Raw genomic sequence first — 19,963 nt, forward strand, 5'->3', positions numbered from 1 at the left:
ATTTAATCTCAATATCATAGTTTATCTATATGGAAATATCCGTGTATCGAGAGGATTTCAATATGGCAAACTATAAAAATCTGCTAGTTGCAATTGACCCAAATCAGGATGATCAACCTGCATTAAGACGTGCTGTCTACATCGTGCAGCGTAATGGTGGACGGATAAAAGCGTTTTTGCCTATCTACGACCTTTCCTATGACATGACAACATTACTGTCCCCTGAAGAGCGTAATGCCATGCGTAAAGGTGTAATAAGCCAAAAAGCAGCGTGGATCAAACAACAAGCTCATTTCTATCTTGAAGCAGGCATTGATATTGAAATTAAAGTTATTTGGCACAACAAGCCATATGAGGCCATTATTCAGGAAGTTATCAGTGGTGAACATGACTTATTACTGAAAATGGCACATCAAACCGATAATTTCGAGTCAATTATTTTTACCCCGTTAGACTGGCATTTACTCCGAAAATGCCCTGCTCCTGTCTGGATGGTGAAAGATAAAGTATGGCCAGACCACGGTTCCGTGGTTGTTGCCGTTAATTTATCAAATGAGGAATCTTATCACGATGACCTCAATATTAAATTGGTCGAAAAAACAAAAGACTTAGCAACACGCATTATTAAAGAACAGGAAATTCATTTAGTAAGCGCATATCCTGTTGCGCCAATGAATATTGCCATAGAGTTGCCCGATTTCGACCCGAGCTTATATAACAACGCACTACGTGGCCAACATTTAATTGCGATGAAAGAGCTACGGCAAAAATTTGGGATTGATGAAAAGTACACCCATGTCCGTGAAGGCCTACCTGAAAAAATTATTCCTGACATGTGTGAAGAATTACATGCGGGGGTTGTGGTGCTGGGTATTTTAGGCCGTACAGGGATTTCAGCGGCCTTTTTGGGGAATACCGCAGAGCATGTCATCGATAAGCTAAAATGTGATTTATTAGCGATTAAACCTGACGGCTTTGTCTGCCCTATCACCCCTGCTGATGAAGATTAATTAATCATTTAAAAATTGCTCCCCCTAATTCACTAACTAGGGGAGCAATTCAATCCTGATTCTGTTTATGTTGGCTGGAATTAAGTACTGGCCAAACCTGCATAGCATTAAAAATAACTTGATTCAGCCTCTCAAGTTCAATTCCGTCACACGCTTGGATGGTAAAACCATCAATTACCGTGATATAAAAATCAACGATAGCTTCAATCGGTGCATCTGGTGCAACATCGCCATCAGCAATACCTTTGCGCATGCGCTCTAGTAGAATCTCTTGATAGCTCTTACGTTTTTCTTGAACGTTTAATTGCACATCTTCGATTTGCTTCGCCCCATTCATTGCCGCAGTAATCAACATACAACCTGCGGGTTTGTTTGGCTGAATTAGCCTTTTGGCGCTTTCGTACATCAGTAATTCAATCGCAATTTTCGCCGTTTTAGCTTGCTTTACGATAGACAAAATAGGGCAAGCTTCATTCATCAAATAATAATCAATACATTGATTGAACAACGATGCTTTATCACCAAAAGCACAGTAAAGACTAGGTGCGGTGATACCTAGCTCATGAGTTAAATCGCTAATTGAGGTTGCAACATAGCCATTTCGCCAAAAAAGTAACATGGCTTTAGCTAATGCATCTTGTTGGTCAAAGCCTTTAGGCCGCCCGCGTTTTATTTGATTCATCTTCTCACTTTACTCGCAGTCAACTCACGATGCCATAACTATTTTATAGTGGTCACTACAAAAATAATTGACAGCGCCTAAATTTGCATAAAGAATAGCACTATAATTTTATAGCGGTCACTATAAAATTATTTTTTTGTAAATAACTCAATTTTCATGGAAAGCAAATGACAACAACTCATTTTTCTTCGCACAATGGTAACTGGCTTTCACTATTATCTGCAACTTTTGCTTGCTTCATTATTGTTACTGGTGAATTTTTAGCGATTAGCGTCCTGAATAATATCGCTTATGATTTCCAAATATCAACAGGTACTGCAGGACTTACCGTGACAGTCACATCTATCGCAGGTATGGTATCCTCCCTATTTGTTCCCATTTATGCAAAAAATATCGATAGACGCCAAGTATTACTTTTCTTAGTTGCTCTCATGATATTAGCCAACGCAATTACGGCTTTCGCTTCTAATTTTAGTTTAGTTTTATTAGGTCGTTTCGCATTAGGAATTGCATTAGGGGGTTTTTGGGGTGTTGCTGCTGGCTTAGTCGTACGTTTAGCACCTAAAAACATGTCAATTACCACATCCGTAACAATATTTTTTTCGGCAGTCACATTAGTTACCGTACTCGGCGTACCTCTAGGCGCTTGGCTATCTGATAACTATGGTTGGAGAACACCTTATATTGCATTAGTCATTGCGGGCGCTATCGCATTTTTAATGCAGTATTTTTCTTTACCATCATTAAAGCCGTCCTCGTCTATGCAATGGAAAGAGTTATTATTGATGCCCTCGCACCCTATTGCACGTAAAGGGTTAGTTATATTCACACTGATTTTTTTAGCACATTTCTCTGCCTATAATTATTTTACGGTATTCTTTAAACAAACCGCAGGCTTTATCGAAGGGCAAATTTCAGCATTATTACTCTTTTTTGGAGTGGCTAGCGTCGTTGGCAATATACTGGCAGGTTATGTCGGAAAACATAATGTTCGTTATAATTTTGCGATTAGTGCACTTTTATTGGCCTTAGCTTTTCTCGCATTATCTGTTTTAGATTTTAATTGGGCAACCAGTATCATATTTGTTTTTTCATGGGGAGTTGCTGCGGGTATGGTTCCTGCAACAATCAACATGTGGATGCACGTTCATGTTCCAGAATTAACCGAAAAAGGTTCAGCTTTGATTACCTTTATGTTTTTAATTTTAATTACTATTGGTAGCTTAGTGGGAGGATATGTCATGGATAATTTCAATGGCGGAGTTCTCATGATGAGCATGCTCATAATATCAACACTAGCGTTTTTATTAGTGTTTACCTTTGCTCGAGGGCTAACCAATTGCGCTCGATTTTGCCTCAAATGATGCGTTTATAAGACTGCATCACATAAACTGATTTAACTCTCAAATATCAAGAAGGGGTGACTGGAATTAACCAATCACCCCTTCTTATTTACTTTGCTAATTTTTTTGAAATGAATTAGTAACTCATTAAATTACAATGCACGTAAGATTGCATCAACGCTATCTTTCGCATCACCAAACAACATCTGCGTATTTTCTTTGAAGAATAATGGGTTTTGTACCCCAGCATAGCCAGTATTCATTGAACGTTTAAATACAATGACATTGCTTGCTTTCCAAACTTCAAGAACTGGCATACCTGCAATTGGGCTGTTTGGATCTTCTTGAGCCGCTGGGTTAACCGTATCGTTAGCACCAATAACAAGAACGGTATCGGTATCAGAGAAATCATCATTAATTTCATCCATTTCCAATACGATATCATAAGGTACTTTAGCTTCGGCTAATAATACGTTCATATGGCCAGGTAAACGCCCAGCTACAGGGTGAATACCAAAACGCACATTAATACCACGTTCACGTAGTTTAGTGGTGATATCCGCAACAGGGTATTGTGCTTGTGCAACCGCCATACCATAGCCTGGAGTGATAATTACCGATGTTGAATTTTTCAACATTTCAGCGACTTCTTCTGCCGTGCTTTCACGGTACTCACCCATTTCTTCTTCTGTGCCTGTTGAAGAGCCATCTGTACCGAAGCCTCCTGCAATAACACTGATAAACGAACGGTTCATCGCCTTACACATAATATAGGACAGAATCGCACCTGAAGAACCGACCAATGCCCCTGTGACGATCAACAAGTCATTGCTTAACATGAAACCTGCCGCTGCAGCAGCCCAACCTGAATAAGAATTCAGCATTGAAACAACCACAGGCATATCCGCTCCACCAATTGATGCCACTAAATGCCAGCCAAAAGCTAAAGCAATCGCAGTCATGATTAGCATCAAGAAGACTTGTAAGCCCACACTTTCTGTTTTAACGAAAATCACTAACAGAATGAATGAAACAACTAACGCCGCTAAATTCAGTTTATGGCGATTAGGTAACATCATCGGTTTTGATGACATTTTTCCTGATAATTTACCATAAGCGACCACTGAGCCAGTGAAGGTAACCGCACCAATGAAGATCCCTAAGAAAACTTCTGTTAAATGAATGTTTTCCATCACAACATCAGCGTGCCCTTCACTTGCGATAAAGCTGTTGAAACCAACCAGCACTGCTGCTAAACCGACAAAACTATGTAAAATAGCCACCAGCTCAGGCATTTCTGTCATTTCAACTTTTTTCGCTAAGCGAATACCAATCACTGCACCAATAACCATCGCAACGATCATCCAGCCCACATTAGCACTGTGAGGACCTAAAATCGTGGCTACCAATGCAATAGCCATCCCGATGATGCCGTAAGTATTCCCTCGTTGGGAGCTTTCATGACGGGATAGCCCAGCAAGGCTGAAAATAAATAGGATAGCAGCAACTATATAAGCTGCTGTCACAATTCCACTCGACAACATAAGTTACCCCTTACCCTTTACGAAACATTTTTAACATGCGTTGGGTTACAGTGAACCCACCAAAAATATTGATACTGGCGATCAATATGGCGATAAAGGATAAGAAGCTTACCCAGCCACCGTTTCCAATCTGGAGCAAGGCGCCCACGACGATGATCCCTGAAATAGCATTAGTGACTGACATTAACGGTGTATGCAATGCATGAGTGACATTCCACACCACGTAATAACCGACCACACAAGCTAATGCAAATACCGTAAAGTGCGATAAAAACTCTTTTGGCGCTGAATTAGCGAACCAACCAAACAAGATGATGGCTAATGCCATCAAGCCATATTTCAGCGTCGGTGACATCTTTTTCTCAGGCGCTTTAACTTTTTCAACCGATTGCGGTTTCGCCTGCGGTTGAGCAGATACCTGAATTGGGGGGGCAGGCCAGGTGATTTCACCTTGCTTAATCACTGTGACACCGCGAATAACCAGATCGTCAAAATCAATGTTGATTTCACCGTCTTTTTCTTTGCATAGCAGTTTCATCAAGTTAACAAGGTTTGTTCCATATAACTGTGATGATTGAGTTGGCAAACGGCTTGGTAAGTCAGTGTAACCAATGATTTTTACGCCATTGTCAGTCACAACCAACTTATCTGCTTGAGTTAATTCACAGTTTCCCCCAGTTTGCGCCGCTAAGTCGACAACCACACTCCCTGGTTTCATTGATTCAACCATTTCCTTGGTAATCAATTTAGGTGCGGGTTTACCTGGGATCAGTGCCGTAGTCACAATGATATCAACTTCTTTCGCCTGAGCAGCGAACAATTCCATCTCAGCTTTAATAAATGCTTCTGACATCACTTTGGCATAGCCATCGCCACTACCAGCCTCTTCTTTGAAATCTAGCTCAAGGAATTCAGCTCCCATACTCTGAACTTGCTCTTTCACCTCAGGGCGAGTGTCAAAAGCGCGGACAATAGCGCCTAAGCTACCTGCAGCACCAATTGCAGCAAGGCCAGCAACCCCAGCACCGATGATCATGACTTTCGCTGGAGGCACTTTACCTGCTGCCGTAATTTGCCCCGTAAAAAAACGGCCAAATTCATGAGCAGCTTCAACAATTGCACGGTAGCCTGCAATGTTTGCCATTGAACTCAGCGCATCAAGTGACTGGGCACGTGAAATACGTGGCACGGCATCCATCGCCATCACGTTAATTTTCCGAGCTTTTAACGCTTCCATTAGCTCAGCATTTTGTGCCGGCCAAATGAAACTCACCAGTGTTGCCCCTTCTTTTAACTGAGGAATTTCATCATCCAGTGGCGCGTTGACTTTAAAAACGATATCCGCAGCAAATGCAGTATCACGATCAACGATTTCTGCCCCCGCTTGTTCGTATGCTACATCATCAAAACTGGCTAAATGACCCGCATTTTGTTCTACACAGACAGAAAAACCTAACTTAAGAAGTTGAGTCACTGTTGATGGTGTAGCTGCAACACGCGCTTCATTGGCAAGTCTTTCTCTTGGTATACCAATACGCATAATGTTCCCTTTTTAATGCCTAACGTAATGTTGTTAATAGAGTGTTTGCTAAAATAATGACTATCATCACAGAGAAAAGTCTTATTTTGTGCATAAACAGATTTTTAATGTTCTAATAACCTACTGAAAATAAGCTTCTTGATCCATAATTGATCTCGATTCTTAGACAGTAAATGGAATTCGCAGTGAAAATCTTAGTTTTAGGTCAATAAAATACTGGATACTTTAAAAAATCTGGTAAATTTAACTAGTCAATAATTATTTATTTCTCATAAAAAGAAAATCATGAGACAACGGGTTCCGTTACGTGTAATAATCACGTACATGTGATACAACTAAGATTCAGCATGTTTATAATAAATTGCGCAAGGCGGAAGGATTTTGTATGAAGCTGAAAACTACGGTCATCGCAGCCGCGGTGTTATCATTAACTAGTATAACTGCTACTCAGGCGGCTGTTGAATTGACGCCAAAACAGGCTACTGAATTAAAACCTTATGAGCGTATAACAGTTACCGGGCGCTTTAATGCTATTTATGAAGCATCCGATGCAGTCTCCCGTAGGGCTGATAAAATGGGGGCATATGCCTTTTACATTCAAAGCCTTGATGATGTAGGTGATAGCGGCAACATGCGTGTTGTTGCAGATGTCTACGCAAAAGATGCACCAGAAGTTGGTACACCGAAACGTCGTGTATTCGGTGGTGTTGAAGAAATGTCAAAAACTGACGCAACAGAATATGAGCCTTTTGATACTGTTACGGTAAGCGGTTTTTACCCTTCTCAACCAGACCTCTATGAGGCTATTGCTAAAAAAGCCCTTGAAAAAAATGCAGCCTCATTCTATGTGGTTCGTAATATCGCAATGAATGATGGTGGAAACACATTAGCAACGGCTTACATCTATAAGAAAGATGCCCCGAAACGACAAGTACTTAATGAAGACGCAGTGGTTCCTGCTGATTCAGAAGCTGGTCGAGCTCTATTAGCTGAAGGCGGTGAAGCAGCTAAAAAAGTACGTATCCCAGGTGTTGCATCTTCTGAAGAGCCAACAAGCGCAGTCGGTCGTTTCTTTGAAACCTCTAGCAGCCAGCCAGGTCGTACTAGTGTGACTCTGCCAAGTGGCTATGTTATTGAAGAAGTGAACAAAACAGCAGCAGCTCAAATGGTTCCATTTGACTCTATTACATTCTCAGGATATTACACCAATACGCCAGAAGTACGTTACCAAATAGCAAAACGTGCTGAAGCTAAAGGGGCTAAGTATTTCCATATTACAAGAGAATGGCAATCTAATGGTGGAAGTGTCACCATCAGTGCTGACTTGTTTAAATAACCCAGTATTACGTGATGTTAAAACCAGCCTACTCGGCTGGTTTTTTTGTTTTTATACTTTCTCTTTACGTTATTTATTTTCTTTGGCTCTATTCACTTCCATTCTTTTAAAAAAGTGCATAAAACATCTTTAAAAATGCATACATTGCCATTGCATATCTGTCATTTCGTTCGTAGAATCCACACCTATGAAAACATGTAGTCATTCTATCTGCTTTTTTAATGGCTACTAGTTAAACTAATTATTGCAATGGCATTTTAACGTCATTTTAACTTTTGATTTCTGAACGTTCAGGATTTACTTTGAAAAATACTTTGAGTCTTACCGCACTAACAGCGCTAGTTCTTAGCTCAATGGTTGGCGCCGGTGTTTTTAGTCTCCCTCAAAATATGGCGGAAGTTGCCAGCCCACTCGCATTAATAATTGGTTGGTCAATTACAGGTGTGGGTATCCTCTTTTTAGCATTTGCCCTATTGTTACTTTCCCGCATACGTCCTGACCTTGACGGTGGAATATTTACTTACGCAAAAGTCGGCTTCGGGGAATTAATTGGTTTTTGTTCAGCCTGGGGGTATTGGCTATGTGCGGTAGTTGCCAATGTGTCTTATCTCGTTATCGTATTCGCAGCAATCAGTTTTTTTACGGATACGCCTGATAACATTGTTTTTGGTGATGGGAATACATGGCAAGCTCTAATCGGAGAGTCCATACTTCTCTGGTTTGTTCATTATTTAGTTCTTCGAGGGGTACAGACAGCCGCTGGGATTAATAAACTTGCTACAATGGCAAAATTGGTTCCTCTTGGCTTATTTATTGTATTGGCTTTTTTTGCGTTTAAACTTGATATTTTCAATGCAGATTTTAGTGGTATCGAATTTGGTGTTCCGGTTTGGGAACAAGTTAAAGATACCATGCTGATTACACTCTGGGTATTTATTGGTATCGAAGGTGCTGTTGTCGTTTCTGCTAGAGCTAAAAATCGCCGTGATGTTGGCTTAGCAACAATTTTTGCAGTAAGTTCTGCATTAATTATCTACATTCTTGTTACCTTACTTTCCCTAGGTATCATGCCTAGAGCTGAACTCGCAGAAATAAAAAACCCATCCATGGCTCCGCTCATGGTAAATTTAATTGGTTCGAGTGGTGATATTATTATTGCGGCAGGCCTAATTATTTCCGTTTGTGGGGCTTATCTAAGCTGGACTATTATGGCTGCGGAAGTACCTTATATCGCAGCCCAATATCAATCATTCCCTAAAATATTCAACAAATTAAATAAAAATGATGCACCATCATCTTCTTTATGGCTCACCAATGGTGCAGTACAACTATCTTTGGTTCTTATTTGGCTTAGTGGGAGTAATTACAACACATTGCTTACCATCGCCTCTGAAATGATTTTAGTCCCTTATTTCCTTGTTGGCGCATTTTTAGTAAAAGTGGCTTTTGAACGTCATAATAAAGCATTACTTGCCGTTGGAGCTATTGCCAGCCTTTATGGTTTATGGCTGCTTTATGCATCAGGGTTAATTAATTTGCTATTATCTGTCGTTTTGTATGCTCCAGGTATTTTGGTCTTTTTCTATGCTCGTCAGCAGCAAACCAACCAAATGCCATTAAAAGCGATTGAAAAAATTATGGCATATGCCATTGCGATAGCCGCTATTCCTGCGCTCTATTATTTGGTTGCCTAGTCTTATATAAAGGGCTTAATTTTTATGAGTAAATTTAAGCCCTAATCTGCTGCAAAATCCTAGTCCCTCGTCGCTTAATAGCCCAATAATTTTCTATTACCCCCACCTCTTTCACTATTTTTCGCTCTCTTATTTTAGTGAAAATGACTGTTGTACGAACTCGAAAGTTTATATTTTTAATTTCCTTTGGTATGTTGTAACTAAATAAGCCAAGATTAACTAAAATAAAAAACGCTTCACATAAACAATATGTGAAGCGCCAATGAGTAAAAAATAATAGCTCTTACAGCTGTTGTGATAAGTGTTCCATCAACTGCATAATGCGTTTATCCGAAATTGGGTATGGTGTTCCAAGCTGTTGGGCAAACAAGCTAACTCGCAATTCTTCAATCATCCAACGAATTTCTTGAACTTCTGGCATATTTCTCTGAATTGGAGATAATTTAGCTAGCCATTGTTGCCACATATTCTGAACATGCTCTACCTTACTCATTTGAGCACGATCTCGGTTAGGGTCAATCGCTAATTTTTCTAATCTCCGCTCTATTCCATTTAAATAACGAAGAATATCAGGTAAGCGCTTCCAACCATGAGTGGTCACAAAGCCTTTAAATACCAAATTCGACATTTGTGTTTTTATATCCGATAACGCTATCGCCATCGAAAAATCAACCCGCCCTTTTAGACGTTTATTGATAGCAAACACCGCTGTTAATATTTGTTCAACTTGCTTAGCAATATTAACAACCACATCATTTAATTCTGCACGTGCAAACTCTTTCAGTTTTTCAAACTGCACTTCATCCCATACCGCACCACCAAAATCAGCAATTATTTGGTCGACGCCACAAGCAATACAGTCATCAATTAACTCTAATACCTTACCATAAGGGTTAAAATACAGACCTAATTTTGATTTATTTGGTAATTTTTCATGTAGATATTTAATTGGCGATGGAATGTTTAACAGCAATAACCGACGCACTCCGGCCCACATTGCTTGCTGTTGTTCCAATTCGGTTTCAAATACCTTGATACCAACGCTATTTTTCTCATCGACTAACGCAGGATAAGCTTTAACGGAATATCCGCCTCTTTTTTGCTCATAACGTTGAGGTAATTCGCCAAAACTCCAAATATGTAACCCGTGTTGCTCAATACCGTCATCCACAACTTCAGATAACGTTTCTTGCACTTTTTCTTTTAAGCTATTTTTTAGCTCATCAAGATTTTGCCCTTCCGCAACGGTTTTATTTTTGTCACCCACAACACGATACGTCATTTTTAAATGGGCTGGAAGCTGCGCTAATTGCCATGATTCACGTTCAACAGTGACACCTGTCATACGGCGTAATTCACGTTCAAGTTTATCCAATACGCTGCCTTCAGGCTCTGGCACTCGTTCTAAAAATGCAGAAGCATAATTAGGTGCAGGGACAAAATTTCGTCTAATAGGTTTAGGTAGTGATTTAATTAAAGCAACGATTAGCTCATGACGCAGCCCAGGAACTTGCCAATCAAAGCCAATATTCTGAACCTGATTTAATACAGCAAGAGGTATATGTACCGTCACACCATCAGCATCAGTTCCAGGTTCAAATTGGTAACTCAACCGAAATTTTAAATCTCCTTGATGCCAATAGTTAGGGTAATCAAGTGCCGAAACATTGCTGGCATCCTCTTTAATCAGCATACTTTTTTCAAAGCTTAACAGGTCAGATTGTTGCTTAGATGCTGTTTTCCACCAATTATCAAAATGACGGGAAGAAATCACATCATTCGGGATACGTTGGTCATAAAATGCAAATAATGTTTCATCATCAACTAAAATGTCACGTCGACGTGATTTATGCTCCAAATCCTCTACTTCTGATAATAATTTCAGATTTTCTTTAAAGAATGCGTGGCGAGTGACCCAATCCCCTTCAACCAAAGCGTGACGAATGAATAACTCACGGCATAGTAATGGGTCAATATTCCCATAGTTAACCTGCCTTGACGCAACAATAGGTAGCCCATATAGAGTCACTTTTTCGGATGCCATTACCGCGCCTTCAGATTTTGACCAATGAGGCTCACTATAACTATGTTTAGTTAAATGTTCAGCTAAGGGTTCAACCCACTCAACATCGATGGATGCGGCAATTCTTCCCCATAATTTCGATGTTTCAACAAGTTCCGCAACCATTGTCCATTTTGGTGGTTTTTTAAACAACCCCGAACCTGGGAAAATAGTAAAACGTGCATTCCTAGCCCCAGTGAATTCGTGTTTATCGGCATCTTTTTGACCAATATGTGAAAGTAACCCAGCCAATAGCGAAACGTGAATACTTCGAAAATCAGCCTCAGAACTATTAATTGCAAAACCTTGCTCTTTTACCACTTGCCTCAGCTGGGTATATAAATCTTGCCACTCTCGAATACGTAAATAATTGAGAAAATCTTGGCGGCACATTTTTCTAAATTGGGCGTTAGAAAGCTGCGTTTGTTGTTCTTTTAAGTAATCCCAAAGATTTAAAAAGGCTAAGAAATCTGATTGCTTATCATGGAAACGGCGATGTTTTTCATCAGCAGCTTGCTGTTTATCTAACGGTCTCTCCCGCGGATCTTGAATTGATAATGCAGAAACAATCACCATTGTCTCACGTACTGCACCATGTTTACGTGCTTCAATCACCATCCGAGCAAGTCTTGGGTCAACAGGAAGCTGAGCTAGCTGCCGACCTGTATCTGTCAATTGATAGCCTTTATCTGCCTGTTTGTGGGACTTAATTGCACCTAGCTCTTCCAGTAATTTCACACCATCTTGGATATTACGTTTATCTGGAGCCTCTACAAATGGAAATGCAGAAATATCACCAAGACCAATAGAAGTCATTTGTAATATAACTGATGCTAAATTCGTCCGTAAAATTTCAGGGTCTGTAAACTCTGGGCGTGATAGAAAGTCATCTTCTGAATATAAACGAATACAAATCCCATCGGAAACACGGCCACAGCGCCCTTTACGTTGATTAGCGGAAGCCTGAGAGATAGCTTCAACAGGGAGACGCTGTACTTTTGTACGGTAACTATAACGACTAATACGTGCATAACCGGTATCAATGACATATTTGATACCAGGTACAGTTAATGATGTTTCTGCTACGTTTGTTGCAAGAATGATCCGACGTCCTCCATGAGGATGAAAGATGCGATTTTGCTCACTATTAGAAAGCCTTGCGAATAATGGTAAGATTTCAGTATGACGTAAAGAAAGTTTTGATAACGCATCTGCGGTATCACGAATTTCCCGCTCACCACTCATAAAAATCAATATATCGCCATTACCTTCAACAGATAGCTCATTTACTGCATCTATAATCCCATCTATTTGGTCACGGTCGCTATCGTTCTGATCTCCCATAATAGGACGATAACGGACTTCAACCGGATAGGTACGGCCAGACACTTCAACAATCGGAGCATGATTAAAGTGTTTCGAAAAACGTTCTGGGTCAATAGTTGCTGATGTAATAATAACTTTTAAATCAGGGCGTCTTGGTAATAATTGACGTAAATAACCTAAAATAAAGTCGATATTGAGGCTTCTTTCGTGAGCTTCATCGATGATAATAGTGTCATATTGCAACAGCAATTTGTCATTTTGTAGTTCCGCAAGCAAGATACCATCAGTCATCAATTTGACTTGAGTTGTTTCACTCACTTGGTCACTAAATCGCACTTTATAGCCAACATTTGAACCTAATTCACATTCAAGTTCTTGAGCAAGACGTGTCGCGACTGAGCGTGCGGCTAAACGTCTTGGCTGAGTGTGGCCTATAAATCCTAGGACCCCTCTGCCAAGTTCTAGACAAATTTTTGGAATTTGGGTGGTCTTTCCGGAGCCCGTTTCACCTGCAACAATAACTACTTGATGCTTTTTAATGGCATCTAAAATAACCTCTTTTTTCTGGCTGACGGGTAAATTATCCGGATACACAATTTTAGGCACATTTAATCGTTTAATTTCAACTTTTTGTTTGGCCTTTTCAATATCTATTTTAATAGCGTCAAGTACCGCAGAGCGCGATTTTTCGTTCTGGATCTTTGCAATACCTTGCACTCTTTTCTTTAGTAACCATTGGTCACGTAATGAAGTTTGTCCAATATCAGCGGTTAATGCTGTCAGAATGGATTTCACCTGTTAAATCCTTATCTTTAATAAATTTCAATACACGCTAGCCAATCCACTTCGCAATTTGTAAGGGCTAAATTTCGTTTTTATTTTTAATTGTTATTATCACATAAAAATACCATCAATTTTTTTGAAGAAGGCTATCTAATTTTTTTCCTATCAATCAGTTACACCTTACGTATCATTACCAATAAAGTTTTACCTAAAAATAGAGGAACACATGAGTAAAGTATTACTATTGAAATCAAGTATTCTGGCTGACTATTCACAAAGCAATAAAATGGCAGATTACTTTATTCAACAATGGCAGGAAAAACACTCAGCAGATACAGTAACTGTACGAGATTTAGTCAAAGAGCCAATTCCAGCGATTGACGGTGAAATTTTAGCAGCTTTTAGCCCGAGTGACACGAAAACAGAACAACAACAAGCACATTTGGACCTGTCAAATACGTTGATTGATGAAATTAAAGCTCACGATGTGATTGTTATTGCAGCTCCAATGTATAACTTTACGATTTCTTCTCATTTAAAACATTACTTCGACTTTATCGCTCGCTCAGGGCACACGTTTAAATATACAGAACAAGGTTCTGTTGGCTTATTAAAAGACAAGCGTGCCTATGTATTAACGAGTCGAGGTGGTATCTATAAAGGTACACCAACAGATACCATGGTGCCTTATTTAACATTATTTTTAGATTTCATTGGCATTACAGACGTTGAGTTCGTTTTTGCTGAAGGAACATCGTTAGGCCAAGAGTCCGTTGAACGAGCACATCAACAAGCACAAAACCATATAAATACTATTATCGCTTAAGATATAATCTTTTTAAGTCATATATTATTAAAACCCAAAGCTACCATTGTTATATTTTGCGCACTTTCTGAGTGCGCTTTTTATTTCTTTTGTAACCATTGGCCATTAATGCCACGCACAAACTCCCCAGGACTTGCCCGTTCTACAAGTTTTTGCCCTGCTATCCTAGCGACCTCATTTGTTTTTAGGTTATTTTTTGCAGCAATTTCGCTGTATCTTTTTTCTCGTTCTTGGTTAATTTGTGCTGCTAGCTTAGTTGCCTCCTGGTTACTCGTATTAATCGGAGCTAAATAGCCCGACAGTGTTTCCCCTAATAGGCCTGTTTCTTTGGCTTCATCAACCGTAATTGCTATCGTCTGAAAAGCAGTCAATAATGAACATAGTGCTAGTACCTTGATAATTCGACTCATTTAGGATTTACCTCACCGAACAAATCACTATTTTCTTTCAATAATTCTTCTACTTGCCTATCCGCTTTTATTTGGATTTCATGTTCAATTTTTACATTCATATTAATATTGATGGGCTTATCCGGTGTTGCGACCTCAACTCGCAAGCAAGCTGATAACAACAATGCGATCGATATAGCTGTAGTGAATTTTAATATTTTCACGTTCATTCTTATGCTCATTATAAATTTTTTTCCAACCACTCTTCTAAAGAGCTACCAAATCGTAAACTACGCCATAATTGAAAGATATTTTCTTCATGTTGATAATGCAAATGAACTTCACGTTTTTTCTTTTCTTGCGTGTTATACCCTTCAAGGATTGTTGTCATCTTTAACATCCCTAAATTTGTAACATTAACATCTGTACGGCTGCGTTTTATTTCCAAATATTGTAACCACCCCATTGCGGAACCTGCAGATATATTATCTTCTCGGATAGAATCAACAAATTGGGGATCTAATCGTAATGTTAATGGCCCACTATTTTCTAACCATCCATCTTTAACTATCCATTCTGGGTTATTTAAATAAAAAGGTAATTCACCATTAACTTTACCGGAAACAGCAAATTGCGACACTCTTAGTATGGTAAATAACTGGCTAAGTTCAATCTGCCTTAATTTTATCGTAGCGGCTTGAGTTTGTGGCCAACGCAGTAAATCCATCGATATTTCACCCCCTAATGTTTTAAAGCCTACATTAGTCAGTTTTAATGGCGAATTTTCCGTTGGCGGATAAGAACCAGAGAGATCTGCTTTAATATCAGTTAATTCGAATAAATTATTGAGCTGCTTAATACGCAACTCAACAGGTGCTTTAGCGCCCAAAGTCCAAGTACTTTGTTTTAAACGCCACGGTAAAACAAAATCTAATCCTGATAATTCGCCATCTTTTAACCAAAGACTAGTATTCTCTACGCGCCAGTGTCCTCCTGCAATAAAACCATCTTCCGGCGTTATTGAAAAAGCGGCTTGAGAAAATAATTTTCCTTGTTTTAATTCAATACCAAGGTCAGCAGGAATTAACGTTTGAAAAGCCGTGACCGACTGTTCAGGCCAACGAGCTTCCCCTCTTAATCTTTCACCGTCCCAGCGCCCAAAAATGACTATTGGCCCTACATCTTTAGTACTTAAATCGCCTTTAAGTTGAAATTCAGCAGGAGATTTTCCACTAAGATCTGCGTTTAATGTGATCCTTGGCAGATAACTTTCAGTACCGAATTGCATCCGTTCACTGGTAAGCTGTAATTTTCCATTAAAATTGGCTTTATTCTGATCACGCTGCCAAACCAATGGCTTACTTAGCTGTAAGCGTGGAGCTCTCATCGATAAGAGCCCATATTGTATTTGGTCAAACCCTGTATTTAAGCTATTTAATGTGATTAAAGTGTCCTGCCAACTCCCATTACCCTTAATATCCCAATTAGCTGATAATGAAGGCAAATTGGCATTTCCCCAATAATTCCAAAACCATTTTCCCTTATCTAAAGCAAACTTATTGGCTTTACCATCCAAATGAATGTCGAAATCTCCCCAGTACTGTTCTTTAACCTTAAGGATAGCTTGTAAACGCCCTGAAATACCATCTTCACTTAATGATGTTCCCGCGAGTGGTAATCTAACTTCATTCAGAACAAGTGTTTCAGAAAGGCGGCCATAAGCTCTTAATAATGAACTGGATAAAAAAGAAATTTTTGGGGCTGCTAGCTGACCTGAAAGCTTAGCGGGTAAATTAATATCCAGCACCATGTCATCATATTTAACTTGGCCATTTAAACTAAAATTAATATTCGTATCGAGTAAGTCTATTTGAGTGGCTGGCAGTGTTAAAACAATATTAGCTTTACCTTTCTTCGCTTGTGTAAGCATATTGACACGCCCTGAGAAAACCATTTCACTTAACGTTTTATCCCAGTTATCGACTTGAAAATTAACTCCCCCCTGCAAAGGAATATCTGCTTCTTTCCATTGCCATTTTCCTTGAGATATCTGTATGTTAGATGGTGATAGCGCCCATGGTAGATAAAGTAATTCTTCTTGTGTTTCTGTATCCTTGACCGTTAATACCCCTTGGCCATTCACCCAACCAAATTCAGCCAGTAAAAATTTTTCTGGGTTGATTAACTTAAAGTAAGCGTTCAATTCCCCCTTTTCGGGAAATTGATTAGCCATTAATGGCAATTGAACATCACCAAATAACTCTATTGTTTGCTTTTGTTCTGGTAGGTACGCAGAGAAATCTTTAATAACCAATTGATGCTCAGCCGTAATTAAAGATGATAATCTTAAATTATCCCCTCTAAAATCAAACTGTAGAGAGTTAACCTGATTTTTACGCAACCAGATACTACCTTGGTAATCACTCCATGGTTGTATATTGGTATTATTTATAACTAATGAAAAAACAGGGAGATTATCGATAAACTCTGCAATATTAATCGGTTCATTAACTGTTTCATTAGTTGGCTCAAGAGCACTTAAACATTCAGTTTTAACATCAAGACCATCCACAATAGCATGCAAGGGAAAGACAGAAAACCTTGTGCTATTCAATTGAACCAAAGTGCAATTGTTTGCTGTTATACTGATACTTGCTATATCCAATTGACCATAACTAATTCTTGGTTCTGAAAATGAAAGTTTAAGTGGCTTAGGAAGATAGTGCGATGCGACAACTGGCACCCAGTGGGATATCGTTATCCATAAGAGTATTAAGAGAGCAGCGCTTCCACCCAAAAAGTAGAGTAATGTTCTGAATGCTCTTTTTATTAACTGCATTACTGCGTCCCTTGTTCGAATTGTTCTATAGCGCACGTGATAATTTTCAGCAAAATTTTCTTATTAAACGTGATACTAACAAAGATAAACCACATTCAATCGTAAACAGATACCTATTTTCTTAATTTATAGGTGATTTACAAACTTAATTGCCTTATTCTGAGTTTATATTTTGTAGGTACACCTTTTTACCTACTCTTTTCTAATTGGTTCCTAAAAATTGGAGTCTTTATGATGAAAATTGTTTCTTATAGTACCAAACAGTATGACCGCAAGCACATGGAACAAGTTAATCAAAATTCTGGATTTAATTTTAGTATTGAATATTTTGATTTTCCATTGACGGTTCAAACCGCTAAAAATGCGGTTGGTGCCGATGCCATCTGTATTTTCGTTAACGACGAAGCTAATCGCGCTGTTTTGGAAGAGCTTGCCGCACTAAATATTCGAATTTTAGCTTTACGTTGTGCTGGCTTTAACAACGTTGATTTACAAGCAGCTAAAGAATTAGGTATTCAGGTTGTCCGCGTGCCCGCTTATTCTCCTGAAGCTGTCGCCGAACATGCTGTTGGTATGATGCTATGTCTTAATCGCAGGATCCACCGTGCGTACCAGCGTACTCGAGATGCAAATTTCTCTCTCGAGGGATTAACAGGCTTTAATATGCATAACCGCACTGCGGGTATTATCGGCACAGGAAAAATTGGTCAAGCAACACTACGTATTTTAAAGGGATTCGGAATGCGTTTACTCGCACATGACCCCTACCCGAACCAAGCTGTTTTAGATTTGGGTGCTGAATATGTTGACTTAGATACTTTATATGAGCAATCAGATATTATTTCTCTTCATTGTCCATTAACACCAGAAAATCATCACTTACTCGATGAAAATGCCTTCAAGAAGATGAAAAATGGCGTCATGATCATCAATACAAGCCGAGGCGCATTAGTCGATTCTGTTGCGGCAATTAATGCACTAAAATCGCAGAAAATTGGCGCTTTAGGTATGGATGTATATGAAAATGAGCGCGATTTATTTTTCGAAGATAAATCTAATGATGTCATACAAGATGATGTTTTTCGTCGGCTTTCCTCTTGCCACAACGTATTGTTTACAGGGCATCAAGCGTTTTTAACGGAAGAAGCATTAACAAGCATCAGTCAAACTACGCTTAATAATATCCGTCAAATAAGTCGCGGGGAAATTTGCCCTAATATTGTTAACGCATAGTTGGGTCTGGAACCATGAAACGCCTAATTCCACTTACAATTTTGGGTTTATTGCTAGCAGCTTGCCAAACTCATCAAGTCAATGCGCGAAATGATGACCAAGCACTTGAAAATAAATTAATGCATCATCGTTTTATTCTCACTGAAGTGAATGGTAAGGCCATTAACAGTAAGCAAACAGCTCCTTCCCTTTCTTTTGGCGAGAAAATGTTTGTTTCTGCATCAATGTGTAATGATTTTAACGGGTTTGGCGATATCAAAAACGCAAAAATTACTGTAAAAAACTTAACTAGAACGGAACTCGAATGTGTTGATGAAGATTTATCTAAATGGGATTCAATGATAAACCGAGTACTGTCTGATGGCGCTGTTATTTCTTTAAAAAACAATCAGCTAATATTAATTCAGGGTCATTACAAATTAGTTTATACACTACGTGACTACGTCCATTAATGGATTATCCTGCACAACCTGCCTCTTTTAGAGGCGGTTGGCATTTAACAAAACCCACTAAACTGGCAACCAAGTAAGCTATTTAGCCTTATCAAATAGCAAGTTAATATTCGTAGATTTTGCAATTCGCTCCATATAATTCCGAATGTTTGTGCTAAATGATAAGTGCTCAACAATACTCAAACTGCGTAAGGTTGGAAAAATAATAAAATCATTAATATCAATATCTTCGCTCCGTGTTTCTAACCACGCATCTAATAAAGATAATTGCGGCTCTAATTCAACTAGCAACGTATGTGTTTCTTTTTTAAGCTCATTTAAGTCGCCGTAAGATTTTGATGTTCTGCTTATATATGCTGCTCTAGCTTCCGCTGTACTGATTTCGGGAAAATCCGTTTGAGTAAAGCGTGGTGTTACAAGCTTATATACCACCGCCGAAACCGTTTTAGACCAAGTCTCTATTTCAGGAGCAATACTCCCTTTTGCATATTTAGGTTCATTAATACTATCAACATAATGAACAATATCTAAACTTTCAGGTAAATAGCTTCCATCATCTTTTTGTAAAATAGGTAACATTTTTCGACCAATCATTTTTGTCGGTGTTTCTATATCATCATCGAATAAAACGATTTGCTCTACTGCTAACTTTTTTAAACCAAAAATCATTCTTGCTCTGACACAAAACGGACAGTGGTCATAAATATATAATTTCATTGTTAACCTCACTAATTTGATAATAAAAGTTACAATAGGTTTATACAGTATACTTGAGTGCTTACATTTATGTCTTATCACGCTTGTAAAATTTTGTTTAGCGCAAGGAAAAATAAATGTAATAGAGTGCACAAAATCCCAATAATGAAATACAGATCATGGCAAAATACGTTTAATAATGGCTACT

The 19,963-nt window shown here is 38.9% G+C and carries 15 protein-coding genes; 7 read left to right on the plus strand and 8 right to left on the minus strand.

Annotated elements, in window-relative coordinates; all coding sequences use genetic code 11:
• Nucleotides 1-62: 62 nt before the first annotated feature.
• Complete coding sequence (gene uspE, locus FVA69_RS11530) at nucleotides 63-1,010, plus strand: universal stress protein UspE (protein WP_004910778.1); 948 nt, start codon at nucleotides 63-65, stop codon at nucleotides 1,008-1,010.
• Between the two features lie 49 nt (nucleotides 1,011-1,059).
• Here uspE and FVA69_RS11535 read toward each other — a convergent pair whose 3' ends face one another.
• A complete protein-coding gene (locus tag FVA69_RS11535) occupies nucleotides 1,060-1,692 on the minus strand; it encodes a TetR/AcrR family transcriptional regulator (protein ID WP_109912182.1) in 633 nt (210 codons plus the stop codon).
• Between the two features lie 167 nt (nucleotides 1,693-1,859).
• On the opposite strand from FVA69_RS11535, the gene FVA69_RS11540 reads away from it, so the two are divergent.
• The gene (locus FVA69_RS11540; protein WP_004910773.1) at nucleotides 1,860-3,056 is read left to right on the plus strand and encodes an MFS transporter; all 1,197 of its coding nucleotides are present in this window, start codon (nucleotides 1,860-1,862) and stop codon (nucleotides 3,054-3,056) included.
• 131 nt (nucleotides 3,057-3,187) lie between these two features.
• On the opposite strand, the gene pntB is transcribed toward FVA69_RS11540, so the two are convergent.
• Nucleotides 3,188-4,576, minus strand: a complete 1,389-nt coding sequence (gene pntB / locus FVA69_RS11545; RefSeq protein WP_004910772.1) for a Re/Si-specific NAD(P)(+) transhydrogenase subunit beta — start codon at nucleotides 4,574-4,576, stop codon at nucleotides 3,188-3,190.
• Nucleotides 4,577-4,589: 13 nt separating this feature from the next.
• The gene (pntA, locus tag FVA69_RS11550) at nucleotides 4,590-6,119 is read right to left on the minus strand and encodes a Re/Si-specific NAD(P)(+) transhydrogenase subunit alpha (RefSeq protein WP_164528880.1); all 1,530 of its coding nucleotides are present in this window, start codon (nucleotides 6,117-6,119) and stop codon (nucleotides 4,590-4,592) included.
• Nucleotides 6,120-6,504: 385 nt separating this feature from the next.
• Between pntA and ydgH the strand changes: the two genes are divergently transcribed.
• Together ydgH and FVA69_RS11560 are read left to right on the plus strand one after the other, a co-directional pair.
• Nucleotides 6,505-7,455 (plus strand): DUF1471 family protein YdgH, encoded by a 951-nt coding sequence (gene ydgH / locus FVA69_RS11555; protein WP_109912180.1) that lies wholly within the window; start codon nucleotides 6,505-6,507, stop codon nucleotides 7,453-7,455.
• 353 nt (nucleotides 7,456-7,808) lie between these two features.
• The gene (locus FVA69_RS11560) at nucleotides 7,809-9,149 is read left to right on the plus strand and encodes a basic amino acid/polyamine antiporter (protein WP_371021248.1); all 1,341 of its coding nucleotides are present in this window, start codon (nucleotides 7,809-7,811) and stop codon (nucleotides 9,147-9,149) included.
• Between the two features lie 283 nt (nucleotides 9,150-9,432).
• Here FVA69_RS11560 and hrpA read toward each other — a convergent pair whose 3' ends face one another.
• Complete coding sequence (hrpA, locus tag FVA69_RS11565; RefSeq protein ID WP_109912178.1) at nucleotides 9,433-13,332, minus strand: ATP-dependent RNA helicase HrpA; 3,900 nt, start codon at nucleotides 13,330-13,332, stop codon at nucleotides 9,433-9,435.
• A 214-nt stretch (nucleotides 13,333-13,546) separates the two neighbouring features.
• On the opposite strand from hrpA, the gene FVA69_RS11570 reads away from it, so the two are divergent.
• The gene (locus FVA69_RS11570) at nucleotides 13,547-14,146 is read left to right on the plus strand and encodes an FMN-dependent NADH-azoreductase (protein ID WP_004910760.1); all 600 of its coding nucleotides are present in this window, start codon (nucleotides 13,547-13,549) and stop codon (nucleotides 14,144-14,146) included.
• A gap of 80 nt (nucleotides 14,147-14,226) precedes the next feature.
• Here the strand turns inward: FVA69_RS11570 and FVA69_RS11575 are convergent, their stop codons facing one another.
• Genes FVA69_RS11575 through FVA69_RS11585 form a run of 3 tightly spaced genes read right to left on the minus strand, consistent with a single transcriptional unit; the run spans nucleotide 14,227 to nucleotide 17,374 of the window.
• The gene (locus FVA69_RS11575) at nucleotides 14,227-14,556 is read right to left on the minus strand and encodes a YdbL family protein (protein WP_004910759.1); all 330 of its coding nucleotides are present in this window, start codon (nucleotides 14,554-14,556) and stop codon (nucleotides 14,227-14,229) included.
• Nucleotides 14,553-14,765: a YnbE family lipoprotein gene (locus tag FVA69_RS11580; protein ID WP_102140371.1), complete on the minus strand. Its 213-nt coding sequence runs from the start codon at nucleotides 14,763-14,765 to the stop codon at nucleotides 14,553-14,555. The genes FVA69_RS11575 and FVA69_RS11580 overlap by 4 nt, the downstream gene beginning before the upstream one ends.
• 11 nt (nucleotides 14,766-14,776) lie before the next feature.
• Complete coding sequence (locus FVA69_RS11585; RefSeq protein WP_231136485.1) at nucleotides 14,777-17,374, minus strand: YdbH family protein; 2,598 nt, start codon at nucleotides 17,372-17,374, stop codon at nucleotides 14,777-14,779.
• Between the two features lie 234 nt (nucleotides 17,375-17,608).
• Here FVA69_RS11585 and FVA69_RS11590 point away from each other — a divergent pair, with 234 nt between their 5' ends.
• Nucleotides 17,609-18,607 (plus strand): 2-hydroxyacid dehydrogenase, encoded by a 999-nt coding sequence (locus FVA69_RS11590; RefSeq protein ID WP_004910756.1) that lies wholly within the window; start codon nucleotides 17,609-17,611, stop codon nucleotides 18,605-18,607.
• Between the two features lie 14 nt (nucleotides 18,608-18,621).
• Nucleotides 18,622-19,059 (plus strand): META domain-containing protein, encoded by a 438-nt coding sequence (locus FVA69_RS11595; protein ID WP_164528881.1) that lies wholly within the window; start codon nucleotides 18,622-18,624, stop codon nucleotides 19,057-19,059.
• 78 nt (nucleotides 19,060-19,137) lie between these two features.
• Here the strand turns inward: FVA69_RS11595 and grxB are convergent, their stop codons facing one another.
• On the minus strand, nucleotides 19,138-19,776 hold the full coding sequence (grxB, locus tag FVA69_RS11600) for a glutaredoxin 2 (RefSeq protein ID WP_004910754.1): 639 nt from the start codon (nucleotides 19,774-19,776) through the stop codon (nucleotides 19,138-19,140).
• Nucleotides 19,777-19,963: the final 187 nt, after the last annotated feature.

The organism is Providencia sp. PROV004 (genome assembly GCF_011045615.1).
Classification (GTDB): Bacteria; Pseudomonadota; Gammaproteobacteria; order Enterobacterales; family Enterobacteriaceae; genus Providencia; species Providencia rettgeri.

Bases quoted from the DNA above. Each gene is read 5' to 3' on its own strand.
- pntA (WP_164528880.1), bottom strand. From the start codon at position 6,119: ATGCGTATTGGTATACCAAGAGAAAGACTTGCCAATGAAGCGCGTGTT.
- FVA69_RS11560 (WP_371021248.1), top strand. From the start codon at position 7,809: ATGGTTGGCGCCGGTGTTTTTAGTCTCCCTCAAAATATGGCGGAAGTT.
- grxB (WP_004910754.1), bottom strand. From the start codon at position 19,776: ATGAAATTATATATTTATGACCACTGTCCGTTTTGTGTCAGAGCAAGA.
- FVA69_RS11575 (WP_004910759.1), bottom strand. From the start codon at position 14,556: ATGAGTCGAATTATCAAGGTACTAGCACTATGTTCATTATTGACTGCT.
- FVA69_RS11580 (WP_102140371.1), bottom strand. From the start codon at position 14,765: ATGAACGTGAAAATATTAAAATTCACTACAGCTATATCGATCGCATTG.
- FVA69_RS11570 (WP_004910760.1), top strand. From the start codon at position 13,547: ATGAGTAAAGTATTACTATTGAAATCAAGTATTCTGGCTGACTATTCA.
- uspE (WP_004910778.1), top strand. From the start codon at position 63: ATGGCAAACTATAAAAATCTGCTAGTTGCAATTGACCCAAATCAGGAT.
- FVA69_RS11535 (WP_109912182.1), bottom strand. From the start codon at position 1,692: ATGAATCAAATAAAACGCGGGCGGCCTAAAGGCTTTGACCAACAAGAT.
- FVA69_RS11585 (WP_231136485.1), bottom strand. From the start codon at position 17,374: ATGCAGTTAATAAAAAGAGCATTCAGAACATTACTCTACTTTTTGGGT.
- ydgH (WP_109912180.1), top strand. From the start codon at position 6,505: ATGAAGCTGAAAACTACGGTCATCGCAGCCGCGGTGTTATCATTAACT.
- FVA69_RS11540 (WP_004910773.1), top strand. From the start codon at position 1,860: ATGACAACAACTCATTTTTCTTCGCACAATGGTAACTGGCTTTCACTA.
- FVA69_RS11590 (WP_004910756.1), top strand. From the start codon at position 17,609: ATGAAAATTGTTTCTTATAGTACCAAACAGTATGACCGCAAGCACATG.
- FVA69_RS11595 (WP_164528881.1), top strand. From the start codon at position 18,622: ATGAAACGCCTAATTCCACTTACAATTTTGGGTTTATTGCTAGCAGCT.